Origin of the sequence: Novipirellula galeiformis, from assembly GCF_007860095.1 — a bacterium.
Lineage (GTDB): Bacteria > Planctomycetota > Planctomycetia > Pirellulales > Pirellulaceae > Novipirellula > Novipirellula galeiformis.
The window spans coordinates 222,084-240,729 of the sequence record NZ_SJPT01000002.1 but is presented as its reverse complement, the minus strand read 5'-3'; the positions used below and the strand labels follow the sequence as shown (position 1 = coordinate 240,729).

The window sequence follows — 18,646 nt, the reverse complement described above, 5'->3', positions numbered from 1 at the left end:
TTGGTATTGCGACTGGTTGCGCGTGCGCTGGACCTGTCCCTTAAGCGAACGACGTTCAACAAGCTATCGCAGGGTTGCAGCCGAGAATTGCCGAAGGCCGGCTCGCCGCACTTTTGGAGCTTTGAGATCCCAAGAGGAGCTTTGAGATCCCAAGAAACGTTTCGTGGAATAAAAGCCGTGCACGTAACTCCGGTCTCAATCCCGAAGTATTCGCAGTCCAGGATAAAACTCTGGAAGTTTACCCAGTCCATCCCAGCGGGCTGGAGCTCCCTCGGCTAGCACGCCTGGCCCACGATTCCGCCCACCTTATTCACTTCGCTGGCCTAGGGGGCGGCAATTCTTCAACGGGTGCCTCCACAGGGGCGAGTGAAACGCGAAACGTTTTCACCGTCCCACGTTTCCGATCGTCGCTTGGTTGTCCGTCCGACGAAGGATAAAGAACCTTCAATGTGACGGTATCGTTCGACGTCCGTGCGGCAACCAATCGCTTCAGATCCGCAGTCGTGAGCACGGTGGTATCGTCCACCGCAATCACGCGTCCCCCCGGCATGACGCCCGCAATCGCGGCTCCGCTACCCGCATAAACGCGGTTGATGAATGCGTTGTGCGCGTTAACGTTCACTCCAAGCCGGGGCCGATTGGCGTTCACCTCGCGTCGCGAAGAATGGCTTTGGATGGGCACTACTTTTGGCGGGGATTGGGCACCACTCCGCTGAGGCACGGGGGCGGGAAGCTCCCCCTGCAACTCGATTCCCGCTGCAGTGTCGTCTGCGTTGGCGGCAGAGCCTTTCCGCTGGGGGGCGGTTGTGGATGCTTTCTCTGCGGCCCATGAGATCGAGGAGTTCATCGCCAAGATGCTGGCGATCGAAACCCCAACCAAAACACCCAATCGTAAGACGCAGTCCATTTCAGCAAACTCCCTGTCGAGGCGGCTTTCAAAACGGTCGAGCTCAACCCCGGGGATCCCCCCACCGGAGCTGTGATTGAGTGTAGCAGATGAGACCGTCGGTTTGTCACCGGATCGAGTTGATGCCCCCCTTATACGCTAAAACCCCCCGTTACAGCGGAAAACTTGATTGCCTTGCGGCAACAGAACACGTTTCAGGTGTACACGTTTGGATGAACATGGTTTATAATCGCCCACAACACCCCACCTTCCCACTTTTCTTCGATAGACCCCACCAATGCTTCGAATTAACGCTGCCTGTTGTGTTGTGTTGCTTATTGGCTCCGCGGTCTTGCAACCGGCATTTGCAGACGAAAATGCGGTGAATTTGAAAGTGGGTGACGAGGCGCCTCAATTTTCCGTCGAGGACGACAACGGAAGGCCATGGAAATCCGGCGAGCATTATGGCAAGAAAGTGGTGGTGCTCTATTTTTACCCGGCCGATATGACCGGGGGTTGCACCGCCCAAGCCTGTGCTTACCGAGATTCGTTAGGTGAACTCGAGTCCGAGGATGTTGAAATCATTGGGGTTAGCGGCGATTCAGCTGAGAATCACCAATGGTTCAAGAAAGCACATCAACTAAACTTCACGTTACTCGCGGACATCGATGGTGTCGTTGCTGAGAAGTTTGGGGTTCCCGTCACACGCGGTGACAAATCGGTCAAAGCGATTATTGAGGGAACCGAACGCACTCTGAATCGCGATGTCACCGCCAAACGATGGACGTTCGTGATCGATCGCGACGGCAAGATTGCCTATAAAAATGACAAAGTTCAAGCAAAACAAGATGCTGCGAAAATCCTTGAAGTCGTCAAAGGTTTGAAGTAGCTGCTCTCACTTCAGAGCCGATGTAGATGAAGGGCATCGCAGCCCGGCATCCTCTGATTCGCCGCATGGCATGCAAGCATGCCGCCACTCACCCATCTACTTGCCTAAGCACCTCCCCCCACTGAATCTGTCGTGATCCTCGCAACGCGACGATCCAGGCCCCCCGCCCATTGTTTGAGCCATTGACCGCAGAGGCTCATTTATCAAATCACCTTACTGTGAACCTCAACTACTCTCACCGGAGAATATATTCATGAATGATCGACGCTTGTTTTTAAAGTCAACCGCGGCTGCAGCCGTCGTTGCCGCGACTGCTCATAAAACGCTCCGAGCGGCCGATGCCACTCCGAGTGAAACCGTTTCTCTAGGGATGATGGGTGTGAACGGTCGTGGTCGAGCGATCACCTCGGGGATGCTTGCCCAGCCCAATACTCGAATCGACATCGTTTGTGACGTCGATTCACGCGCAGCGAATCGCGTTGCCGATATGGTTGCGGAGAAGCAAAAGACACGTCCCAAGGTCGTCACCGATTTCCGGCACATTCTCGACGATGCCAATATTGATGCACTCGTTTGTGCCGCTCCGAACCACTGGCACGCCCCGGCGACCATTTTAGGCTGCGACGCTGGAAAGCACGTTTACGTCGAAAAGCCATGTAGCCAAACGCCTGCCGAAGGCGAATGGGCGATTGCCGCCGCCGAGCGCAATAATCGCGTCGTACAGATGGGCAATCAACGCCGCTCGTGGCCTGCGTTGATCGAAGCGGTCCAGAAAATCAAGGACGGCGAAATCGGCAAAACCTTGTACGCTCGAACCTGGTACAACAATCGACGCGCCTCGATTGGCCATGGGAAAGTCGCTCCGACTCCCGATTGGTTGGACTGGGATTTGTGGCAAGGCCCCGCGCCTCGTCGTGAGTTCAAGGACAACGTCCTGCATTACAACTGGCACTGGCACTGGCACTGGGGTAACGGCGAAATGGGCAACAACGGCATCCACGGTTTGGATGTCGCTCGTTGGGCATTGGACGTTGCGTTCCCTACCCGCGTGACGGCCGGTGGAGGCAAGTATCGTCACGACGATGACCAAGAAACTCCCGACACCATGATGGCCACGTTCGATTTCCCCGAAGGGAAAACGATCACCTGGGAAGGTCTGAGTTGGTCAGCGCTGGGTCCTCACGACACCGGTTTCGGGATCAGCATTCATGGAACCGAAGGCTCCGTGGTCATGCGAGGAGCGGGATACACGATCTACGACATGAAGAACAAAGAGATCTCGACTGGCACCGGTGCGTCCGGTGACAAAGATCACTTCGCGGACTTCCTAGGTGCCGTACGATCGCCTCGATTGACGAACTCGAATATCGAAGAAGCTCATCGTAGTACGCTGATGTGCCACCTTGGAAACATCGCGTTCCGCACCGGCGCGGTACTAACGACCAATGCCGAAAATGGCCATATCGAAAACAACGACGAAGCGAACAAGCTTTGGAGTCGTGAATATGCCAAGGGTTGGGAACCCAAAACCGCTTAAGGATTGAAGTTCTCAAGCTGAAACGATGACGCGTCTCCGTTGCGGAGGCGCGTCGTGTGCTGGGACAGGGCTCGGGGATGAGGTGCGTTGGGATCTCCTAAACGCCACCGAATCGAAGCGGCCTTCTCCGCAAATGAAGTGGTGCCGGATCGGAGCCGCGCGTCTCCGTTCCGCCCCTTTCGCAACCTGTTGCATCGCAACCCCACCTTCCGCTGGTTTTGCTAATCCAGCCACCTGGCCAACCTCCGGCCTAAACATTCCATTTCAATGCCCCCCACCCAAGAGACGCTCGCATGAGATTAGGTTTAAGTATTGTTGCTGTCGTGTTTTCTAGCTTGACCGCCATCGCGGAGGAACCGCTGCGGATCGGTATCATCGGACTCGACACGTCACATTCCATCGCGTTCACGAAGGAATTCAACCAAGAGAAGGCGCTTCCTGAATACAAGAATTGCCGCGTCGTCGCTGCCTATCCGTGGGGCAGTCGTGATATTCCATCGAGTACCGATCGCATTCCAAAGTACACCGAAACGGTCCGTGAACTCGGCGTCGAGATTGTCGATTCGATTGACGCGTTGTTGGCCAAAGTTGATTGCGTTTTGCTTGAAACCAATGACGGCAAGCCTCACTTTGAACAAGCCCTTCAGGTTTTCAAAGCAGGCAAACCAGTCTTCATCGACAAACCGGTCGGTTCAAACCTTGGTGAAGTGGTGGCGATCTATCGCGCTGCGGAAAAGTACAAAGTGCCAATGTTCTCGAGTTCATCGTTGCGATTCATCAGCAATATCGGTGCGATTCGCGATCCAAAATTCGGCAAGGTTCTCGGTTGTGAAACGTACAGCCCTTGCTCACTCGAACCGTCGCATGTCGATCTGTATTGGTACGGCATCCACGGCGTCGAAGCTCTGTACGCCTGCATGGGCGAAGGTTGCGAAAAAGTGCGACACGAATCATTGCCTGGCGTGGAGCTCGCCGTGGGTCACTGGGAAGGTCAACGTTTGGCAACCTTTCGCGGCATCAAGTCTGGAAAATCAGGCTACGGTGGAACCGCGTTCGGTGAGAAACAGATTCAGCCGATTGGCACCTACGCTGGCTACAAGCCGTTGCTGATTGAAATCGCCAGCTTCTTTCGGACCGGCAAGACTCCCGTCGAAGCGAGCGAAACCATTGAGCTTTACGCGTTCATGCAAGCCGCCTACGAAAGCAAAAAGCAGGGTGGCGAGTACGTCACCATCGCGGACGTAATGGCTGCCGCCGAAAAAGAAGCTGACGAGTTGTTGGCTGACAAATAAGCCTGCGTGGAACCCACCGCACGTTCTTCGTAACCTCGCTTGCCAAGCCCGACGCCTCGTCGGGCTGGGCCGCTCGACGGGCTTGGCGGCTCGTCGGGCTTGGCGGCTGAGCCGCTAATGGGAATTCGGCAGGAAACTCAACCCCCAGCCACCTGTTAAGCATCTACTCAAGATTGACTCGGCCCCTCTCACCCAAATACCGAATGGCCCTAACTCGGGGTAGCGGTGCGGCGCGAGCCGCCCGGTCGCAGTGAGCCAAACGTTCGAAAAACGCCGGACGGCTCGCGCCACACGGCTCCTAAAACCAGCCGATCGAGTGTCAACGTTAGAGCCGCGAATAACGCCATGCGGCTCATCCCGCGAATGGACTCCTGCCTGGGCGCTTAGCACCGCGCCGTCCATTGCGAAGTTGACGTGTGGGCGTCTTTTGCGAAGCTGACATGGGCGTTGCAGCCCATGGATCGTTCCTTCGCAACAGCCACATGGTGTGGCGGATTACGCCAAGCGATCCGTTGCCAGATGGTACTGAGGGTCTTCAGAAACATTGACTTCAACGAAGTCCCCGGCGCGGTCAAGCAATTGACGACATTCGGCACTCAAGTGGGTGAGATGCAATCGCTTGCCGAGCGAATCGTACTTCTCCGTCAGCCCACTGATGGCTTCTAAGCCCGATTGGTCATAAACACGCGTGTAATAGAAATCGATGACCACGTCATCCGGATCGGATGCGGGATCGAACAGATCCTTGAATGATGAAACCGAAGCGAAGAACAACGGGCCATGCAGCTGGTAAATCTTGCTTCCAAATTCGTTGATGGTGATGTCGGCACCCAGGTTGGCTGCGTGCTTCCAAGCGAACACGAGAGCGGAAACAATCACCCCCAAGATGACGGCGGTCGCCAAGTCGTGCATCACGACGGTATAGCCTGCAACGAGCAGCATCACGATCACGTCGCTTAGTGGCATGCGACGGAACATCTTCAGCGATGCCCATTCAAACGTTCCGATCACGACCATGAACATCACCCCGACAAGGGCTGCCATCGGAATTTTCTCGATCAACGGCGATAGGAACAAAATGAACATCAAGAGGCAAACCGCTGCGGTGATTCCCGACAATCGTCCGCGCCCGCCGGAGTTCACGTTGATGAGCGATTGGCCGATCATGGCACAGCCCCCCATCCCACCAAACATCCCGCAAACGATATTCGCCGCCCCCTGACCAATGCACTCACGGTTGCCGCGTCCGCGTGTCTCGGTAATCTCGTCGATCAATGTCAACGTCATCAGCGATTCGATCAATCCGACCCCAGCCAAAGTAATCGCGAAGGGAAAGATGATCCACAGCGTTTTGAAATTCATTGGCGGGATCGCGTCGTACTCTAGAAAGAATAAACGCGGCAATCCGCCGCTGATCGAAGCAGACACTTCACCTTGGCCGTCATCGACATTCACGCTGGAAGTATCCGCAGCTCCTGCGTCCCCCAGCGCCGCATCCGATGGGGCGATCTCCGCCTGGGCCATCGCTACCATCGTCACCTCGAGTGACGCCCCCGCGGGAGCCTCCGAATCGATCGCGGCAACGTTTTTCTGTGCGGCTGCCTTCGCTCGAGCCTGAGTGGTCAACATGTCGCCAACCGTGGCAACCATGTTTTCGTCCGATTGAGCGTCAGTTTGCGTCCATTGATTGATCGCCAGTGACAAGAAGGTGACCGTTAAGATCGCCGCCAGCGAAGAGGGAATCGCCTTGGTGAATTTCGGCAATAGCCAAATGATCCCCATCGTCAGCCCGATCAGTAGCAGCATGACGACTAACGGGGTGCCGCTGAGGTAAGTCAGTTGACTGTTGGCGCGATCGAACGCTTGAAAGCTGCCGAATTGGGCCGTAAAAATGACGATTGCCAATCCGTTCACAAATCCCAGCATGACGGGATGAGGGACCAAGCGAATCAATTTCCCGAGCCGAGCCGCGCCGATCAACACCTGGATAATCCCACACAACACCACCGTCGGGAACAGGTACTCGACCCCCTGGGTGGCGACCAACGCCACGATCACGACAGCCATTGCTCCGGTGGCTCCGGAAATCATACCGGGTCGACCTCCGAAGGCGGCGGTGATCAATCCAATGAAAAATGCTGAGTACAGGCCAATGATCGGCGAGACCCCTGCGACGAACGCAAACGCAATCGCTTCGGGAACAAGGGCGAGAGCAACCGTCAAACCCGAAAGCAGGTCATCCTTGGCTGTCGCAGTGCGTGTTCGGAAAAAGTTTAACATACTGATTTAGTTTCGAAGGCCGCGAGTAAGGCTTGAAGGCCGCGAGCGACCCGTTGACTTGGAAAAAAGGGGGGGAGGGACGGCCACCAGCGGCATCCATGATCGCCCAGCTGCCCCCCTCAGCAGGCAGAGTCTCCATACGACTTAATAGGAGCGGACTATAATCGTCATGGGAATACCGTCAACATCGCTTCCTGGCCCCTGCCGAGCCGCGGCAAAGTCGCATCGAAACGTGCCCGTCAATCAGTGTGCGGATCATGGCCGTTACCCCGGTGATGCAGGCGGTATCGGTTCCTAACACATCGCTAGCGGGATGCGGGATGCCGCCCGAAATCCGCGGCAAGAAAACTTCGCAGTGGGCTCGAATTTGCCTGCGAACAACCCCCGTCGGGATTCCGTTCACGATCGATCACTGCCTCGGCGATCGAGCACTGCCTCGGCGATCGCATCCTGAGCCGGGCCTTGCTGGTTCGCTCGTTTGGACGAGCGTTTCAATCGGCCGGAGCGGACGAAACGACGTGAAACATTCGCTCGAGTCGGGTCAGCTCAAAGACTTCGCGTACCGAGTCTCCGACCTCAGTGAGGACGAATTTTACGCCGACTTTACGCGCCTTGCGATTCACTTGGATCAATTCGTTGATCCCGACACTGCTCAACCAATCGACATCCCCAAGATCGAGATTCAAGGTGGGGCGGGGCTTGCTCGCGGCCGGTTCCGGCTTGGGCGCCGCGTTGATCCAGCCCACAAGATCATCCGACAATTGCCGTGCTGTTTTTAAAGAATTCAGCTGCGACGTTGAACAGCAAACGGTTTGTTCAACCAACGGTTTTTCAGATCCTGGACTCTCCCTCTGCGGGGGAGTCGTGGGGCCGGTTTGCTTGGCCAGCATTTGATCGGGGGGGACGCTTCCATGGCTGCTCATACTTCTCTGTGTTCCGCTCTCAGAGGAAAGTGTTACCGGACGCGAGGAGAGCAAGGAGGTTAACCTACAACACCGCGGCCATCAACCGCTAACGCATGGCCCCCGCCCCGTACGGGTGCGTGGAGAGGGCTGCCGAGCAAACGGAACCCGGCGTGGTTGCGTTATCCTTTTTGAGGTGGATCCACTTCATACAGCACAATCACCATGATGTCGCTGGCCGCGAAACTGCTCAACGGACTGCCCGACGAACTTGACGATGAAGCGAGATTTCCGGTGATCGAAATCACTCGCGCCCCACTCTTTCGCATCCAGCGATTGATCTGGTATTCCATGTCCGCGATCTCGCTGTCAACGCTTTTGAAGATTTTGACTTGGTGCATGGGAAGCTTCGGATGTTCTTAAAAGGCGAAGGGGAAAGGCAACGGAGTTCTCAATAGCGTAGCGAATCTCGCAGCCGGTTTCGACCATCCCTAGGCAAACACGCGTGACAGCTTGAAGCGAAGGAGGGCGTGGTAGTCGTCTGCTCAGCGACGATCATCCTCTTCAATCGCATCAGCCCGCCCGCTCGAATCTGCGGTGCTTAAAGGGCGAAACGGTTTCGGTGGTGTGATCGACTTCTCAGGCTCCCAGATGCGTAACTCCACCTCATCAACCATCACTTCGCCATCGCCCATCAACTCGAACATCACACTCAACTCGGTCTCTTCGGTCGCCTGACGATACAATCGAACCGGCGTCCACGCCGATCGACCTCGTACGAGAACTCCCATTTCTTGACCGCCGATCGAGTCGTAAACGAGCGTCCCTTGGTGAGGTTGGCCAAAGCCGATGGTCCGCACCAGGGCATCAATCCGGACCGCGGTGTTTGCCGGGACCCGGACGGTGGGGCTGCGGATTTGAATCACCGTGCCCTCATAGCCGCCTGATAGCGGATCGTCAGAGATCGAGGCCGCCCGCGCCAAAAGTGCGCCGGGACCGGCATAAGATCCACGATTGGCAAACACCACTTCACTCTTAGCGCGTTGTTCCAAACGTTTGCCGAACTTCCAACGGTTCTCGGTTAATAACTCGGCGTGATCGAGCGTCCCCGTGGTCAAATAATTCTGGCTCCATCCGTTTTCTTGCATCAACGGATACCACGCCGTTTGAACTTCCGCTGCACCGCAATCGATCGGCGGACAACTGGTCGGCCGCGGCCAATCGGGCATCAACGTTTCGGACAATTGCCATTCGCTGCGCAATGCCCAAGCATCGGCACGCCGAGCCATGCGTAGCGTCGAGTCGGTGTCGCCGGCACGATAAAGCGGTTCCGCTTCGGCAAGCGTTTGGCCCGCAACTCCGATCAAGTCGTTGGGTGCTGGGCGATTGCCGATCCGTGATGCGGTTGCGGTTTGCCATTGCATTCGGGTGCGGCGAACCAAGTCGCCCGCAAGTTGCCAACGATCCAGAGCGGCTTGCCGCGCGTAACGCCCGGCCAATTGACTCAAATCACCTCCGACGCTCGGATCACCGCTCATCACAATGATCTCCGCCGCATCGGGCGAAACAATGGAAATTCGCGTCCCGCTCGGGGTCACATCCGGGGTCAAACGCTCCGCTGAAAAATGCGTTAATCGCCACACGGTCTTGTTGGAATCCGTTGGCGAAAGCAACAGGTCGAGTGTTTGCCCATCGCCTGCAAGGACTTCCGAACCACGCTCTGCGGTGGAGGTAAGCAGGATGACTTCGACGTTCTCTTTAGCCAAATGCGTACAGCGATACGGCGCTCCTGAGATTGGCAATGGCGTGATCGGCGTCGCTCCGGCTATCCACGGCTCGAGCATTGCAATCGTCCGGTTGACGAAGCTCAGTGCCATCGAACGCTGCGTATCGAGTTCGCTTCCCGAAGCCAGCGAACGTGTCGAGCGGAAAACGATCGCGTTGGGAGCCATCTCAAGGCTGCGCATCGTTTGCAACCACATCGAGTGCCATCGAAATCCGCTGGGCCGGGGCGCTCCGATCGAATCCGCGATCGCTTCACTTTGCTGCAGCGTTCGCTCCGGTGGCGTGCTCATGATCCCCGCGGCCAACTGAACACGATCGCCTACGCGATGGGCAAATCGTTTTAACTCACGGACTTCCTCGTCGCCGGTCAAGCCACGCGTGCGCATCGGCATGTCTTGCACCATCGCGTCCATCATTGTCACGTAACGTCGATAGCTTTCCGATGGTGCTGCAATGATCGGACGCTGCCATTGACTCGGAAGCGAACGCAGACGCCGCGATGTCATTTCCACACTCTCGATTCGTGTCGCATCGAGCGTTTCGTTGTGTCCGATGTACCAACCCGCGATCGGTTGCAGCAGCGATTGCAATGATGGATCGGGAGCCGAGGGAGCCGGTGCGTAGATCGAAACTCGGGTTTGAATCGCTTCATTTAAGATCGCAGCGTCCGGCGGCTTCGATAATAAAACGGCGTCAAAGCCAAGAGTCCGCACCCATGAAAGCGGTTCACCATTGTGTTGCAAAACTCGTGTGATTTTTCCATTGGGGAACGCATTGTCGCGGTCCTTGTTCGCAGCGGATGCGGGCTCGTCGGCATCCACTCGATTGGCAACCGCTTGATCGGTTCCGGCCGAAGCGTCATGCGGAACCGCGCGCGAAACATCGCTGACGCTCACGATTCCATCGACTCGCAGTTCATCGAGCCGCAGCGCTGTGACACCGACGCCGCTGTACGCGTTGACCACGACAGCATCGACATACGGATCTTTCAAATTGGCGTCCGCCCCGTATTCACCACGCAGCGCCATCGTCTTCAACCGCAGCGGGCGTTCGATCATGCCGATGCCAATCGACGAGAACTCGCCTGAGTTTTTATAGCTCGCTCCATACACAATCACCGACGCCGGCCGCCGCGTGGGTTCGGGGCGCAGGTAAGGAAAGCGAACGCGAAATCCAATCCGTGCTCCCGGCCGCGCGCTCATGACCGAAAGGTTTGCTGTCAAACCATCAATGGGAACGAGGGGCTCGATCGGATATGCCAATACGACCTCAGTGCCGTTTGACGCGGTCATCGTAACCACTTCGCACGCCCGCCCATCGACGCCACCGTCGGCAAGATGCTTGTGCGACACAATGCGGGCATCACAATCCGAGGTGTCCAGGTGCCAGCGGGGCGGATACGCGTCCAACGAATCGTACAACTGGGCATGAAGTGGCGGCACGCTTAACGCGAATCCCGCAACTGCGAAAACCAATCCGCGAAGCACAATGCGCAGGCTTTGCCAAGACGGAATCACCCGCGGCATTTTGAATTCGGATTGCCTTGGCAAAGACATTGATCGTTGACCACCGAGCTCGGGTACGAAACAATCAGCCACAGTTGCTCGTTCGACTCCTGCAAGCGGTGACCTGTTCACCCACGCAATCACTCGCTACCAGCAACTCACAGCCGAGATGTAGGGCAAATGCAACAGCGTGTTGAAAAAAAAACACCTCACGTCGCACGCCCTCTCTACAAACGTAAAACGTTTCCATACCAAGATTTAGAGTCCGAAGCCAAGAGGAAGTCTGTTCAAAAAATGCAACGTTGCATTTTGACAACAGCCCCATTCGGATCACCCTAAGTCTTTGAGGTTAAACGCCTTACGCTCGAATCAGGACTCTCGGCCAGGGAATCGGCACTGCAGATGCGATGGATAGCAAAAGTATTCCAAAACAACCCTTGCTGATTTCACTCTACGGAGCACGACTAGATGCCTAAGACCATTGGATCGACCGCGAACAACCAGCTCAACCACGACACTCCGGTTGAGCTTCAAGAGATGATCCAAGCGATCAATTCGCTTCCGGCACGCTACCGCGATGTAGTCGCTCCGTCCCTTCAGCGAGTGGTCGAGTGCAGCACCCGTCGGCGCCGGATCCTGAACTTGGTTCAAGAAGCGTTATCCCAACTGCGTTTGGATATGAAGTATCTAATCTTTGATCTCGAAGCGACCCGTCGAGAACGCGACTCGTTCCGCGAGCAACTCGAAGAACGCGGCGAAGCCTAAGCCACTTCGTGCCGCGTGCACGCCCGGTTCTGTGCACGCCCGGTTCTGTGCACGCCCGGTTCTGTGCACGCCCGGTTCTGTGCACGCCCGATCGAGCGAATGTCGATCGCGCTGGCTTGATGAAAGAGTCCAGCATTGACGATGCTCCAACCTAGCATCTCGGAGCGATCGGTAACGTCGCAGCACGGCAAAACCACCGTGATCGAATGGTTCGTGGGTGCCGTCGTTCGTTGGCGATTGCGGCGGTTGCCCCCTTGTGCTAACTTCCGCAACCATGCCGAGTCGCGGTGAGCAATCGCGATGAACCACCGGTGGGGCGGCTTTCAAAGTGCCACCTCCCTTCACATCACGGTCCCTTCACATCACGGTCCCTTCACATCACGGTCCCTTCACATCACGCCAGTTGCGGCCCGCGTTTTACCTTCACCGTAAATTCTCGCCGCTGCCACTGAATGATCTGGCCCCCCACCGCCGCGAGCGTGTCCTCGGACATGCCTAGCCAACGTGCCCGGTGACCTCGTTAACAGCGGATTCCTTTTTCTGTGGAAGTTTCCATCTTCCCGAAGCAGTAACATTTTGAAAGCCCCCAAGCGTATTCAGCCCCTGATCGATGACGGTTTGGTTGATGAAGTCCTGCGTTCCTTGATGAGCGGCAAAGAGGCCCAAGTCTATCTTGTACGTTGTGGTGACGAGACTCGCTGTGCCAAGGTGTACAAGGAGGTGGCCGATCGCAGCTTCAAGAAATCGGTGCTGTACCAGGAAGGCCGGAAAATTCGCAACAGCCGCCGACAACGAGCGATGGAAAAGCGTTCAAAATTCGGTCGTGATCAACAGGAGGTGGTTTGGCAAAGGGCCGAAGTCGACGCACTCTACCTGCTCGCCGAAGCGGGAGTGCGCGTCCCCAAGGCATATGGCTTCTGCGATGGCGTGCTGCTGATGGAGTTGATCACCGACGCGGATGGCGAAGTGGCTCCACGCCTGAACGACATCACCTTATCTGCCGAACAAGCCGTGAAAGATCACACGACGGTGATGAACTATGTCTTGCGCATGTTGTGCGTCGGACTGGTGCACGGCGACCTTTCCGAATTCAATGTCCTTCAGAACGAAGTTGGCCCCGTCATCATTGACTTGCCGCAGGCCGTCAATGCCGCGGGGAACAACAATGCCAAAAGGATGCTGCAGCGCGACGTCGGTAACATCACCCAATACTATTCGCAGTATGCCCCCGAGTTGGCAGACACCCACTACGCAGAAGAGATCTGGGATTTGCACGAAAAGGGGGAACTCCACCCCGATTTGAAACTAACCGGGGCGTTTGAGTTTTCGTCCGCGGCTGCCGATGTCGATTCCGTGTTGCATCTCATCGATGTTGCCCATGCCGAAGAACAGGAACGGCGGGACCGAATGTTCAACGGTTGACACCTAACGCAAAAATCAATTGCGTCGTGGAGCGAAATAACGCTCGTATTCCCAGCGTTGCCTCCATTCGGGAAAGAACGGCTTGTAAGCTTCGACCTCGGTCCAGGCACGAGTTCCGGGATGGTTTGAGTCGACTTTACCGCTGGGGTAATCCTTCCCCGCGGCGCTTGCTTGGACCGATTCGTTCCACGTCCGTAATTGCTCCTGCATCCGCGCCGCCACCTCGGGATGCTGTGCGGCAACGTCCGTCGTTTCACGTGGATCGTTGTGAAGGTCATAAAGCGTGAACGATGCTTGCCGGCGATCAAGCGACATCAGTTTAAAGCGATGGTCAATCAATGCGATTTGGTTCTCAAAGCGAAATGGAATCGGTTTTTCTCGCTGCTTAACCTTGGCGTTAAACAGCGGTTTGAGGCTAATGCCATCGAGTTCATTTGGGGCAACCGAATCGTCGAGCCCGAGCAAGTCGACCAAGGTCGGGAAGATATCCATCGTGCACGCCAGATGATCGGTCACGCTTGGTTTAATCTTACCAGGCCATTGCACGATCGCGGGGACCCGCAAGCCACCTTCATAAACACTGCCCTTTTTGCCTCGCAATCTGGCCGTGGTGCCAGGGTTGATTTTACGAAGCCCTCCGTTGTCGCTGCAAAACCAAACCAGCGTGTTGTCGGCGATGCCAAAACGTTGCAAGCCATCACGCAAGGTTCCGATGCTACGGTCCATCGCAACCAATTCACCGTAGTGATGCTTTGATGACTCGTCTAATCCTTCGAACGGCTTCAAATCCTGATCGCTGGCCAGCCAGGGCGAGTGAGGCGATCCAAACCAGATGACGGTAAAGGATGGTTGTTGTGAGTGTGCTTGTTGCGAGATGAACTCGAGTGCTTCAGCGACGACGACATCGGACGAGTCGCCCGCGAAGTCTTCAAATTTTCCCTGCCGGCTCATCAGCGGATCGCGGTCAAAGAAATTGCTCACCGAAACCCACTGATCAAAACCGAAATGGCCTGGATGGTGAGTGTCGGACGCTAGAATCGGCACTCCCGCTCCCTTCAATCCGTTGAGATGCCATTTCCCGAAATGGCCGGTGGCGTAACCGGCGTTCTTAAGCACGCGGGCAATCGTTGTTTCTTGCAACCGTAGTGCATAGCCATGCGTCTTCACCCCGGTACGGTCGTTAGAGCGTCCGGTCAAAACACTCGCTCGTGTTGGCGAGCAGACCGGCGCCCCCGCATAAAAGCGATCAAAACGCAGCCCCGCTTCGGCCATCGCATCTAAATGAGGCGTCTTCAAGATGGGGTGGTTGTAGTAGCCCGTCTGCCCCCAACCCTGGTCATCCGTCATCACCAAGACGATGTGGGGCCGCTCCTGTGTCAGCGCATCGGCGGCTTCAGCGGCAACGCAGAATGCCAAAAACAGGCCCAGAATGCGAGGAGCCAATGGGGTGGTAGAACACATCATGCTTTGGACTCGATCAAGGGGAACTTTGGGTTTCAGTTTTGCGGCCACGCTTCGATTCCGCATCGACAGACGTATCGAAGGATTGGGAGCGAGCAAAGTAACCGGTCGACACCATGGATTCGTGTGGATTAGGATTGAGTGAGCTGCTCGTCTCGATCTCGACTCATCTTACCGTATCAGCGATTTGCATGATGAAAACGCCTCGTCCCCAAGTAAGCACTCGATTAACGAAACCGACCGCTGAGCCCCCGCAAACGATGTGGCAGCAGTACCGAGCTCACGTCCTTTCGGTCGCCGTCTTGATCGTGCTGGGGAGCATCGCGATCGCGCTGCTCAGTAGCGGCGGAGAGCGAAGACAGGCGGCCGAACCGATGCAAATCGACAACCGTTGATTCGTCGCCATCGCGGAAGCTCCGCTTGGCGTGAGGGCGATCCACGCCACCCCCTGATGGGCGCTGGCGAGTTTATCGCACCAAGTCTTTCGCACCAGGTCTATCTCACCAGGTCTATCTCACCAGGTCTATCTCACCAAGCGAATTCCCAACGGCAATGAATCGCCAAAGATCGCGGCTTCCTCTTCGCTTTGCAAACGCCCCACATTTTTCAACAAGTCGATCGAGTGCGTCGGTGCCGATCGAGCCACCAGATAATCGATCACCTCGTTGCGAATGGCCACGGGCAGATCTCGATAGCGATCGCCGGTCATTCGTACGATTTGCACAAGCGCCAACGTCCACACGGAGTCATGAGCCCCCGCATCAACGCTGCGGTCAAACCGCATCAACGACTCGGCCCAGCCAGCGGCCTCGCTCGAGCCAACGCAGCCATTGAGCGGACCGTAAAGTGGTTGCCGGCTCCCCAGACGCCCGATCGCCCATAGCAACGCGTGACGAATCTTCTCGTGCTTCTTTTGCGACAAAGCCTGTATGGCGACTCGACCAAGTGTCACCTTGTCGTGGACCGCCAACCGCTCGAGCGATCCGATCAACCGCCATGCTTCGGACGCCTCGTGAGCTTCGATCTTTCGCGTCCCGTTCTTCAAGGCACTGATCCAAGGGGCCGCGAGTTGTGCTTGTTGACCGGCGGTCAATCCACCCGCAATACGCCGCCACAAAATCATCGATTCGGTGCGCGATGACGCTGCGGGGAACGCCAATTTGTTGTGAACCGTTCGCCAAACTTGCGATACTCGCCAATCGTCGACCGCGACACCGTATCCAGGCCGCAAACAGAAACCGACATGGTTCAGCCAACGCGATTCGTGTTGCGCCGATTTACGACGTCCTTGTTGGTGGTCAAACAAGAATTGCCACTGGTCGCGGAGCAGCGACGGAGGCCATGCGTTGCGATGCGTTTCGGTAATCGTTTGCAATCGCTTGATCAATTGATTGGGTTTCAGTGAACCCGCGCCACTGCGATCTCCAAACACACCTTCCATCGCTGCGGCACACTCGGCGACCGTTTCGGAATCGACAATCCCGGCCGCTTCCCCGGTTCCGGTATGAGCGTCACGATCGGTTTCAAGCGTGCTACGGATATCGAATTCCAATCGCCAACGTTTGCTCGATTGGGTATCCACACAAAACAGACCGACGGTTCCGATCTCACTCAACTCGGCTTCGATGACCACATTGATCGTTTCGTTTTGGCGTCGCTTGCCCTGGACTAATGCTGTACAGATGGGCGGCAATGGCGAAGCTTCCTTACGATCCATCTCAATCAATTCGCCCACCGAATCGGCCAATCGCGTGCTGCTAACCCACAGGGGAAACTGCACGGGCGAGCCAACTTGCAATTCCAGGGGGTGCCCCTCGGCGCGAAAACGCTGGCCCGCTTCGGCGGTTCCCGGAATCAAGCACAACCCTTGCGGCGGGTGGTCGGCGACTTGCATGTAGTAGGATCGTCCCAAGTTCGCAGCGATCCGTACCCCATGACCGCGCCGCACGCCAGCGTAATAGGCGGCACCTTGAGCGACGGCCAAATCGAGCCGAGGTGAATCGAGTACGCGGGGTTTCCAATCGACATCATCGCCTGCGAACCAACGCGACAACATCGTGACAATCCGTTCACGCACCGCCGGGGCCGACATCACGCCTCCGTTAAACAGCACCAAAGCGGGACGGTCCGCATCGTTCTCGTCCTGTTCATCGAGTCCAGTGCGGCGATGCGTATTGAGAAACTCAGCCAAGTGACGTGTGATCGCCGCATCGGCTGCATACGGCAAACCAAATTCTTGAAAGCCACTCTCGCCAGCGATCGCTGTACTGTTCAAATCGACTTCAGGGAAAAAACCATCCATCAATACCGCATCGATCTCTTCGGCCGCGATCTGTACTTGAATGCTGCCGCCGACCAATCGCGAGCCTTCCGAGGGCAGGTTGATCGTATATTGATCCGGCCGATCGGTCGTGAGCATCGTTTCTTTGACGGTGCGTGATACTTGAACCAAGCGGTCCCATTGACTCGGCGATAGCGTACTTCCCTCCTCTGACGCCGTGATTTTGGATTCGGCGAGTTTGGCGATCGCGAGATCCAAGTTGTCGCCACCGAGGATCAAGTGATCCCCCACTGCGACGCGATGGAATTGGATCTGATCGCCTGATTCACCTGCCGCGCGAACTCGGATCAACGTCAAATCAGTGGTCCCACCCCCGATGTCGCAAACAAGAATCAGCTGTCCGGGCTGAACACTTTTTTGCCATTCATCCCCTTGCCGATCGATCCAAGCATAGAAGGCGGCTTGGGGTTCTTCGATCAGATAGACACGCGACAACCCTGCCTGCTTCGCTGCTGCGACGGTCAACTCACGAGCAACCTCGTCAAATGACGCTGGCAGAGTAATCACCACGTCTTGGTCGGCCAGTGGAAAGTCAGGGTGAGCGTGATCCCAAGCCGAACGCAAATGATCCAGATAACGTGCCGATGCATCGACCGGCGACAAACGCGTCACTTCGGCATCGCCGTGCCATGGCAGCAGGTCGGCGGTGCGGTCGACCCCTTCATGTGACAACCAACTTTTCGCGGATGCCGCCCGACGCCCCGGATGACGGTGCCCTGCGTCGCGTGCCAACACCCCAACGCAGGTGGGCGAAACGTCGTCTTGCCATGGCAAACGGTAGCCGGCGGAACGTTCGTCGCTTGTCAATTCATAGTGAAACGACGGTAACGTCTCACGACTCTCACATTGACCAAAATCGATCCATTGGGGGACTCGAAACGTCTCGGTGGACCATGACGTCGCTGCGGTGTCGATAAAGCAAAGTGCACAATTCGTGGTCCCCAAGTCGATCCCGACCACGTAGCGAGACGGTTGGGCGTCAAATTCGTTGCAGGCGGGGTCAGAGTTTGGCACGGGAAACTAGGATGGGCGTGGGGAATTTGCAGTGGCGAACCGGTTCACAATCCCGTCATCGTAGGACTCATTATCGTCGAGCCCACAATCACGCGGGATCTTCGTTGCCGGGGGATGCAGGTTATACTCTGAGCCCAATTCTGGCCATCGGTTCCTGATCGCGTCTTTCCCATCCATCACGCCCCTCTTTAACGATTTACGCCGCAGCGCCCCCTCCTCCCCGCCAAGCGCAAACCGCCCGCCAAGCAAACGCCGCACCGACGCACCACCCACCGGAAGGGGCCGCCGTTTGGGCGACAAAGGGATCGGTCGCGGCCGCCATCGCGTGTCGTCACTCGGCATCTTCCTCCGTGTCTTCCTCGGCGGCAGACGAGCAAGCCCAGCCCCGCAGTCACTCCAACCACAACACGTCCGCCCAACTCGTTTGCGCTATCAAACCTATTGGTGATTGGTATTGGCGTTACCGTGACGACCGCCGATTGCCTTACCAGCGGGCCCGTTGCATCGTAGGCCCATTGCCATCGTAGTCCCGTTGCCATCGTTGGGCCCGTTGCATCGTTGGTCCGT

The 18,646-nt window shown here is 56.6% G+C and carries 14 protein-coding genes; 7 read left to right on the top strand and 7 right to left on the bottom strand.

The window, feature by feature from the left end; translation table 11 throughout:
* Nucleotides 1-310: 310 nt before the first annotated feature.
* Nucleotides 311-907, bottom strand: coding sequence for a PDZ domain-containing protein (locus tag Pla52o_RS06080; protein WP_146593720.1), 597 nt, complete (start codon nt 905-907; stop codon nt 311-313).
* Between the two features lie 277 nt (nt 908-1,184).
* Here Pla52o_RS06080 and Pla52o_RS06075 point away from each other — a divergent pair, with 277 nt between their 5' ends.
* The 3 genes from Pla52o_RS06075 to Pla52o_RS06065 all read left to right on the top strand — a co-directional run bounded on the left by Pla52o_RS06075 (nt 1,185) and on the right by Pla52o_RS06065 (nt 4,604).
* A complete protein-coding gene (locus Pla52o_RS06075; RefSeq protein WP_146593719.1) occupies nt 1,185-1,775 on the top strand; it encodes a peroxiredoxin in 591 nt (196 codons plus the stop codon).
* Nucleotides 1,776-2,028: 253 nt separating this feature from the next.
* Nucleotides 2,029-3,312: a Gfo/Idh/MocA family protein gene (locus Pla52o_RS06070; RefSeq protein ID WP_146593718.1), complete on the top strand. Its 1,284-nt coding sequence runs from the start codon at nt 2,029-2,031 to the stop codon at nt 3,310-3,312.
* A 293-nt stretch (nt 3,313-3,605) separates the two neighbouring features.
* Complete coding sequence (locus tag Pla52o_RS06065) at nt 3,606-4,604, top strand: Gfo/Idh/MocA family protein (protein ID WP_146593717.1); 999 nt, start codon at nt 3,606-3,608, stop codon at nt 4,602-4,604.
* A gap of 495 nt (nt 4,605-5,099) precedes the next feature.
* Here the strand turns inward: Pla52o_RS06065 and Pla52o_RS06060 are convergent, their stop codons facing one another.
* The 4 genes from Pla52o_RS06060 to Pla52o_RS06045 all read right to left on the bottom strand — a co-directional run bounded on the left by Pla52o_RS06060 (nt 5,100) and on the right by Pla52o_RS06045 (nt 11,127).
* Nucleotides 5,100-6,884 carry a SulP family inorganic anion transporter gene (locus Pla52o_RS06060; RefSeq protein WP_146593716.1) on the bottom strand — a complete coding sequence of 595 codons (1,785 nt, stop codon included), beginning with the start codon at nt 6,882-6,884 and terminating at the stop codon, nt 5,100-5,102.
* 491 nt (nt 6,885-7,375) lie between these two features.
* Nucleotides 7,376-7,807, bottom strand: coding sequence for an STAS domain-containing protein (locus Pla52o_RS06055; protein ID WP_146593715.1), 432 nt, complete (start codon nt 7,805-7,807; stop codon nt 7,376-7,378).
* 161 nt (nt 7,808-7,968) lie between these two features.
* A complete protein-coding gene (locus Pla52o_RS06050; RefSeq protein ID WP_146593714.1) occupies nt 7,969-8,187 on the bottom strand; it encodes a hypothetical protein in 219 nt (72 codons plus the stop codon).
* A gap of 144 nt (nt 8,188-8,331) precedes the next feature.
* On the bottom strand, nt 8,332-11,127 hold the full coding sequence (locus Pla52o_RS06045; RefSeq protein ID WP_146593713.1) for a hypothetical protein: 2,796 nt from the start codon (nt 11,125-11,127) through the stop codon (nt 8,332-8,334).
* Nucleotides 11,128-11,544: 417 nt separating this feature from the next.
* On the opposite strand from Pla52o_RS06045, the gene Pla52o_RS06040 reads away from it, so the two are divergent.
* The 3 genes from Pla52o_RS06040 (at nt 11,545) to Pla52o_RS06035 (ending at nt 13,263) form a co-directional block, all read left to right on the top strand.
* Nucleotides 11,545-11,841 (top strand): transcriptional regulator, encoded by a 297-nt coding sequence (locus Pla52o_RS06040; RefSeq protein ID WP_146593712.1) that lies wholly within the window; start codon nt 11,545-11,547, stop codon nt 11,839-11,841.
* A gap of 141 nt (nt 11,842-11,982) precedes the next feature.
* A complete protein-coding gene (locus tag Pla52o_RS26675; protein WP_197169036.1) occupies nt 11,983-12,132 on the top strand; it encodes a hypothetical protein in 150 nt (49 codons plus the stop codon).
* A 285-nt stretch (nt 12,133-12,417) separates the two neighbouring features.
* Nucleotides 12,418-13,263 (top strand): PA4780 family RIO1-like protein kinase, encoded by an 846-nt coding sequence (locus Pla52o_RS06035; RefSeq protein ID WP_146593711.1) that lies wholly within the window; start codon nt 12,418-12,420, stop codon nt 13,261-13,263.
* A gap of 15 nt (nt 13,264-13,278) precedes the next feature.
* On the opposite strand, the gene Pla52o_RS06030 is transcribed toward Pla52o_RS06035, so the two are convergent.
* Nucleotides 13,279-14,727, bottom strand: a complete 1,449-nt coding sequence (locus Pla52o_RS06030) for a sulfatase family protein (protein WP_197169035.1) — start codon at nt 14,725-14,727, stop codon at nt 13,279-13,281.
* 134 nt (nt 14,728-14,861) lie between these two features.
* Between Pla52o_RS06030 and Pla52o_RS06025 the strand changes: the two genes are divergently transcribed.
* Entirely contained in the window at nt 14,862-15,119 is a 258-nt protein-coding gene (locus Pla52o_RS06025; protein ID WP_231612131.1) for a hypothetical protein, read from the top strand.
* Nucleotides 15,120-15,247: 128 nt separating this feature from the next.
* Here the strand turns inward: Pla52o_RS06025 and Pla52o_RS06020 are convergent, their stop codons facing one another.
* Entirely contained in the window at nt 15,248-18,079 is a 2,832-nt protein-coding gene (locus Pla52o_RS06020; protein ID WP_146593709.1) for a hsp70 family protein, read from the bottom strand.
* Between the last annotated feature and the right edge of the window lie 567 nt (nt 18,080-18,646).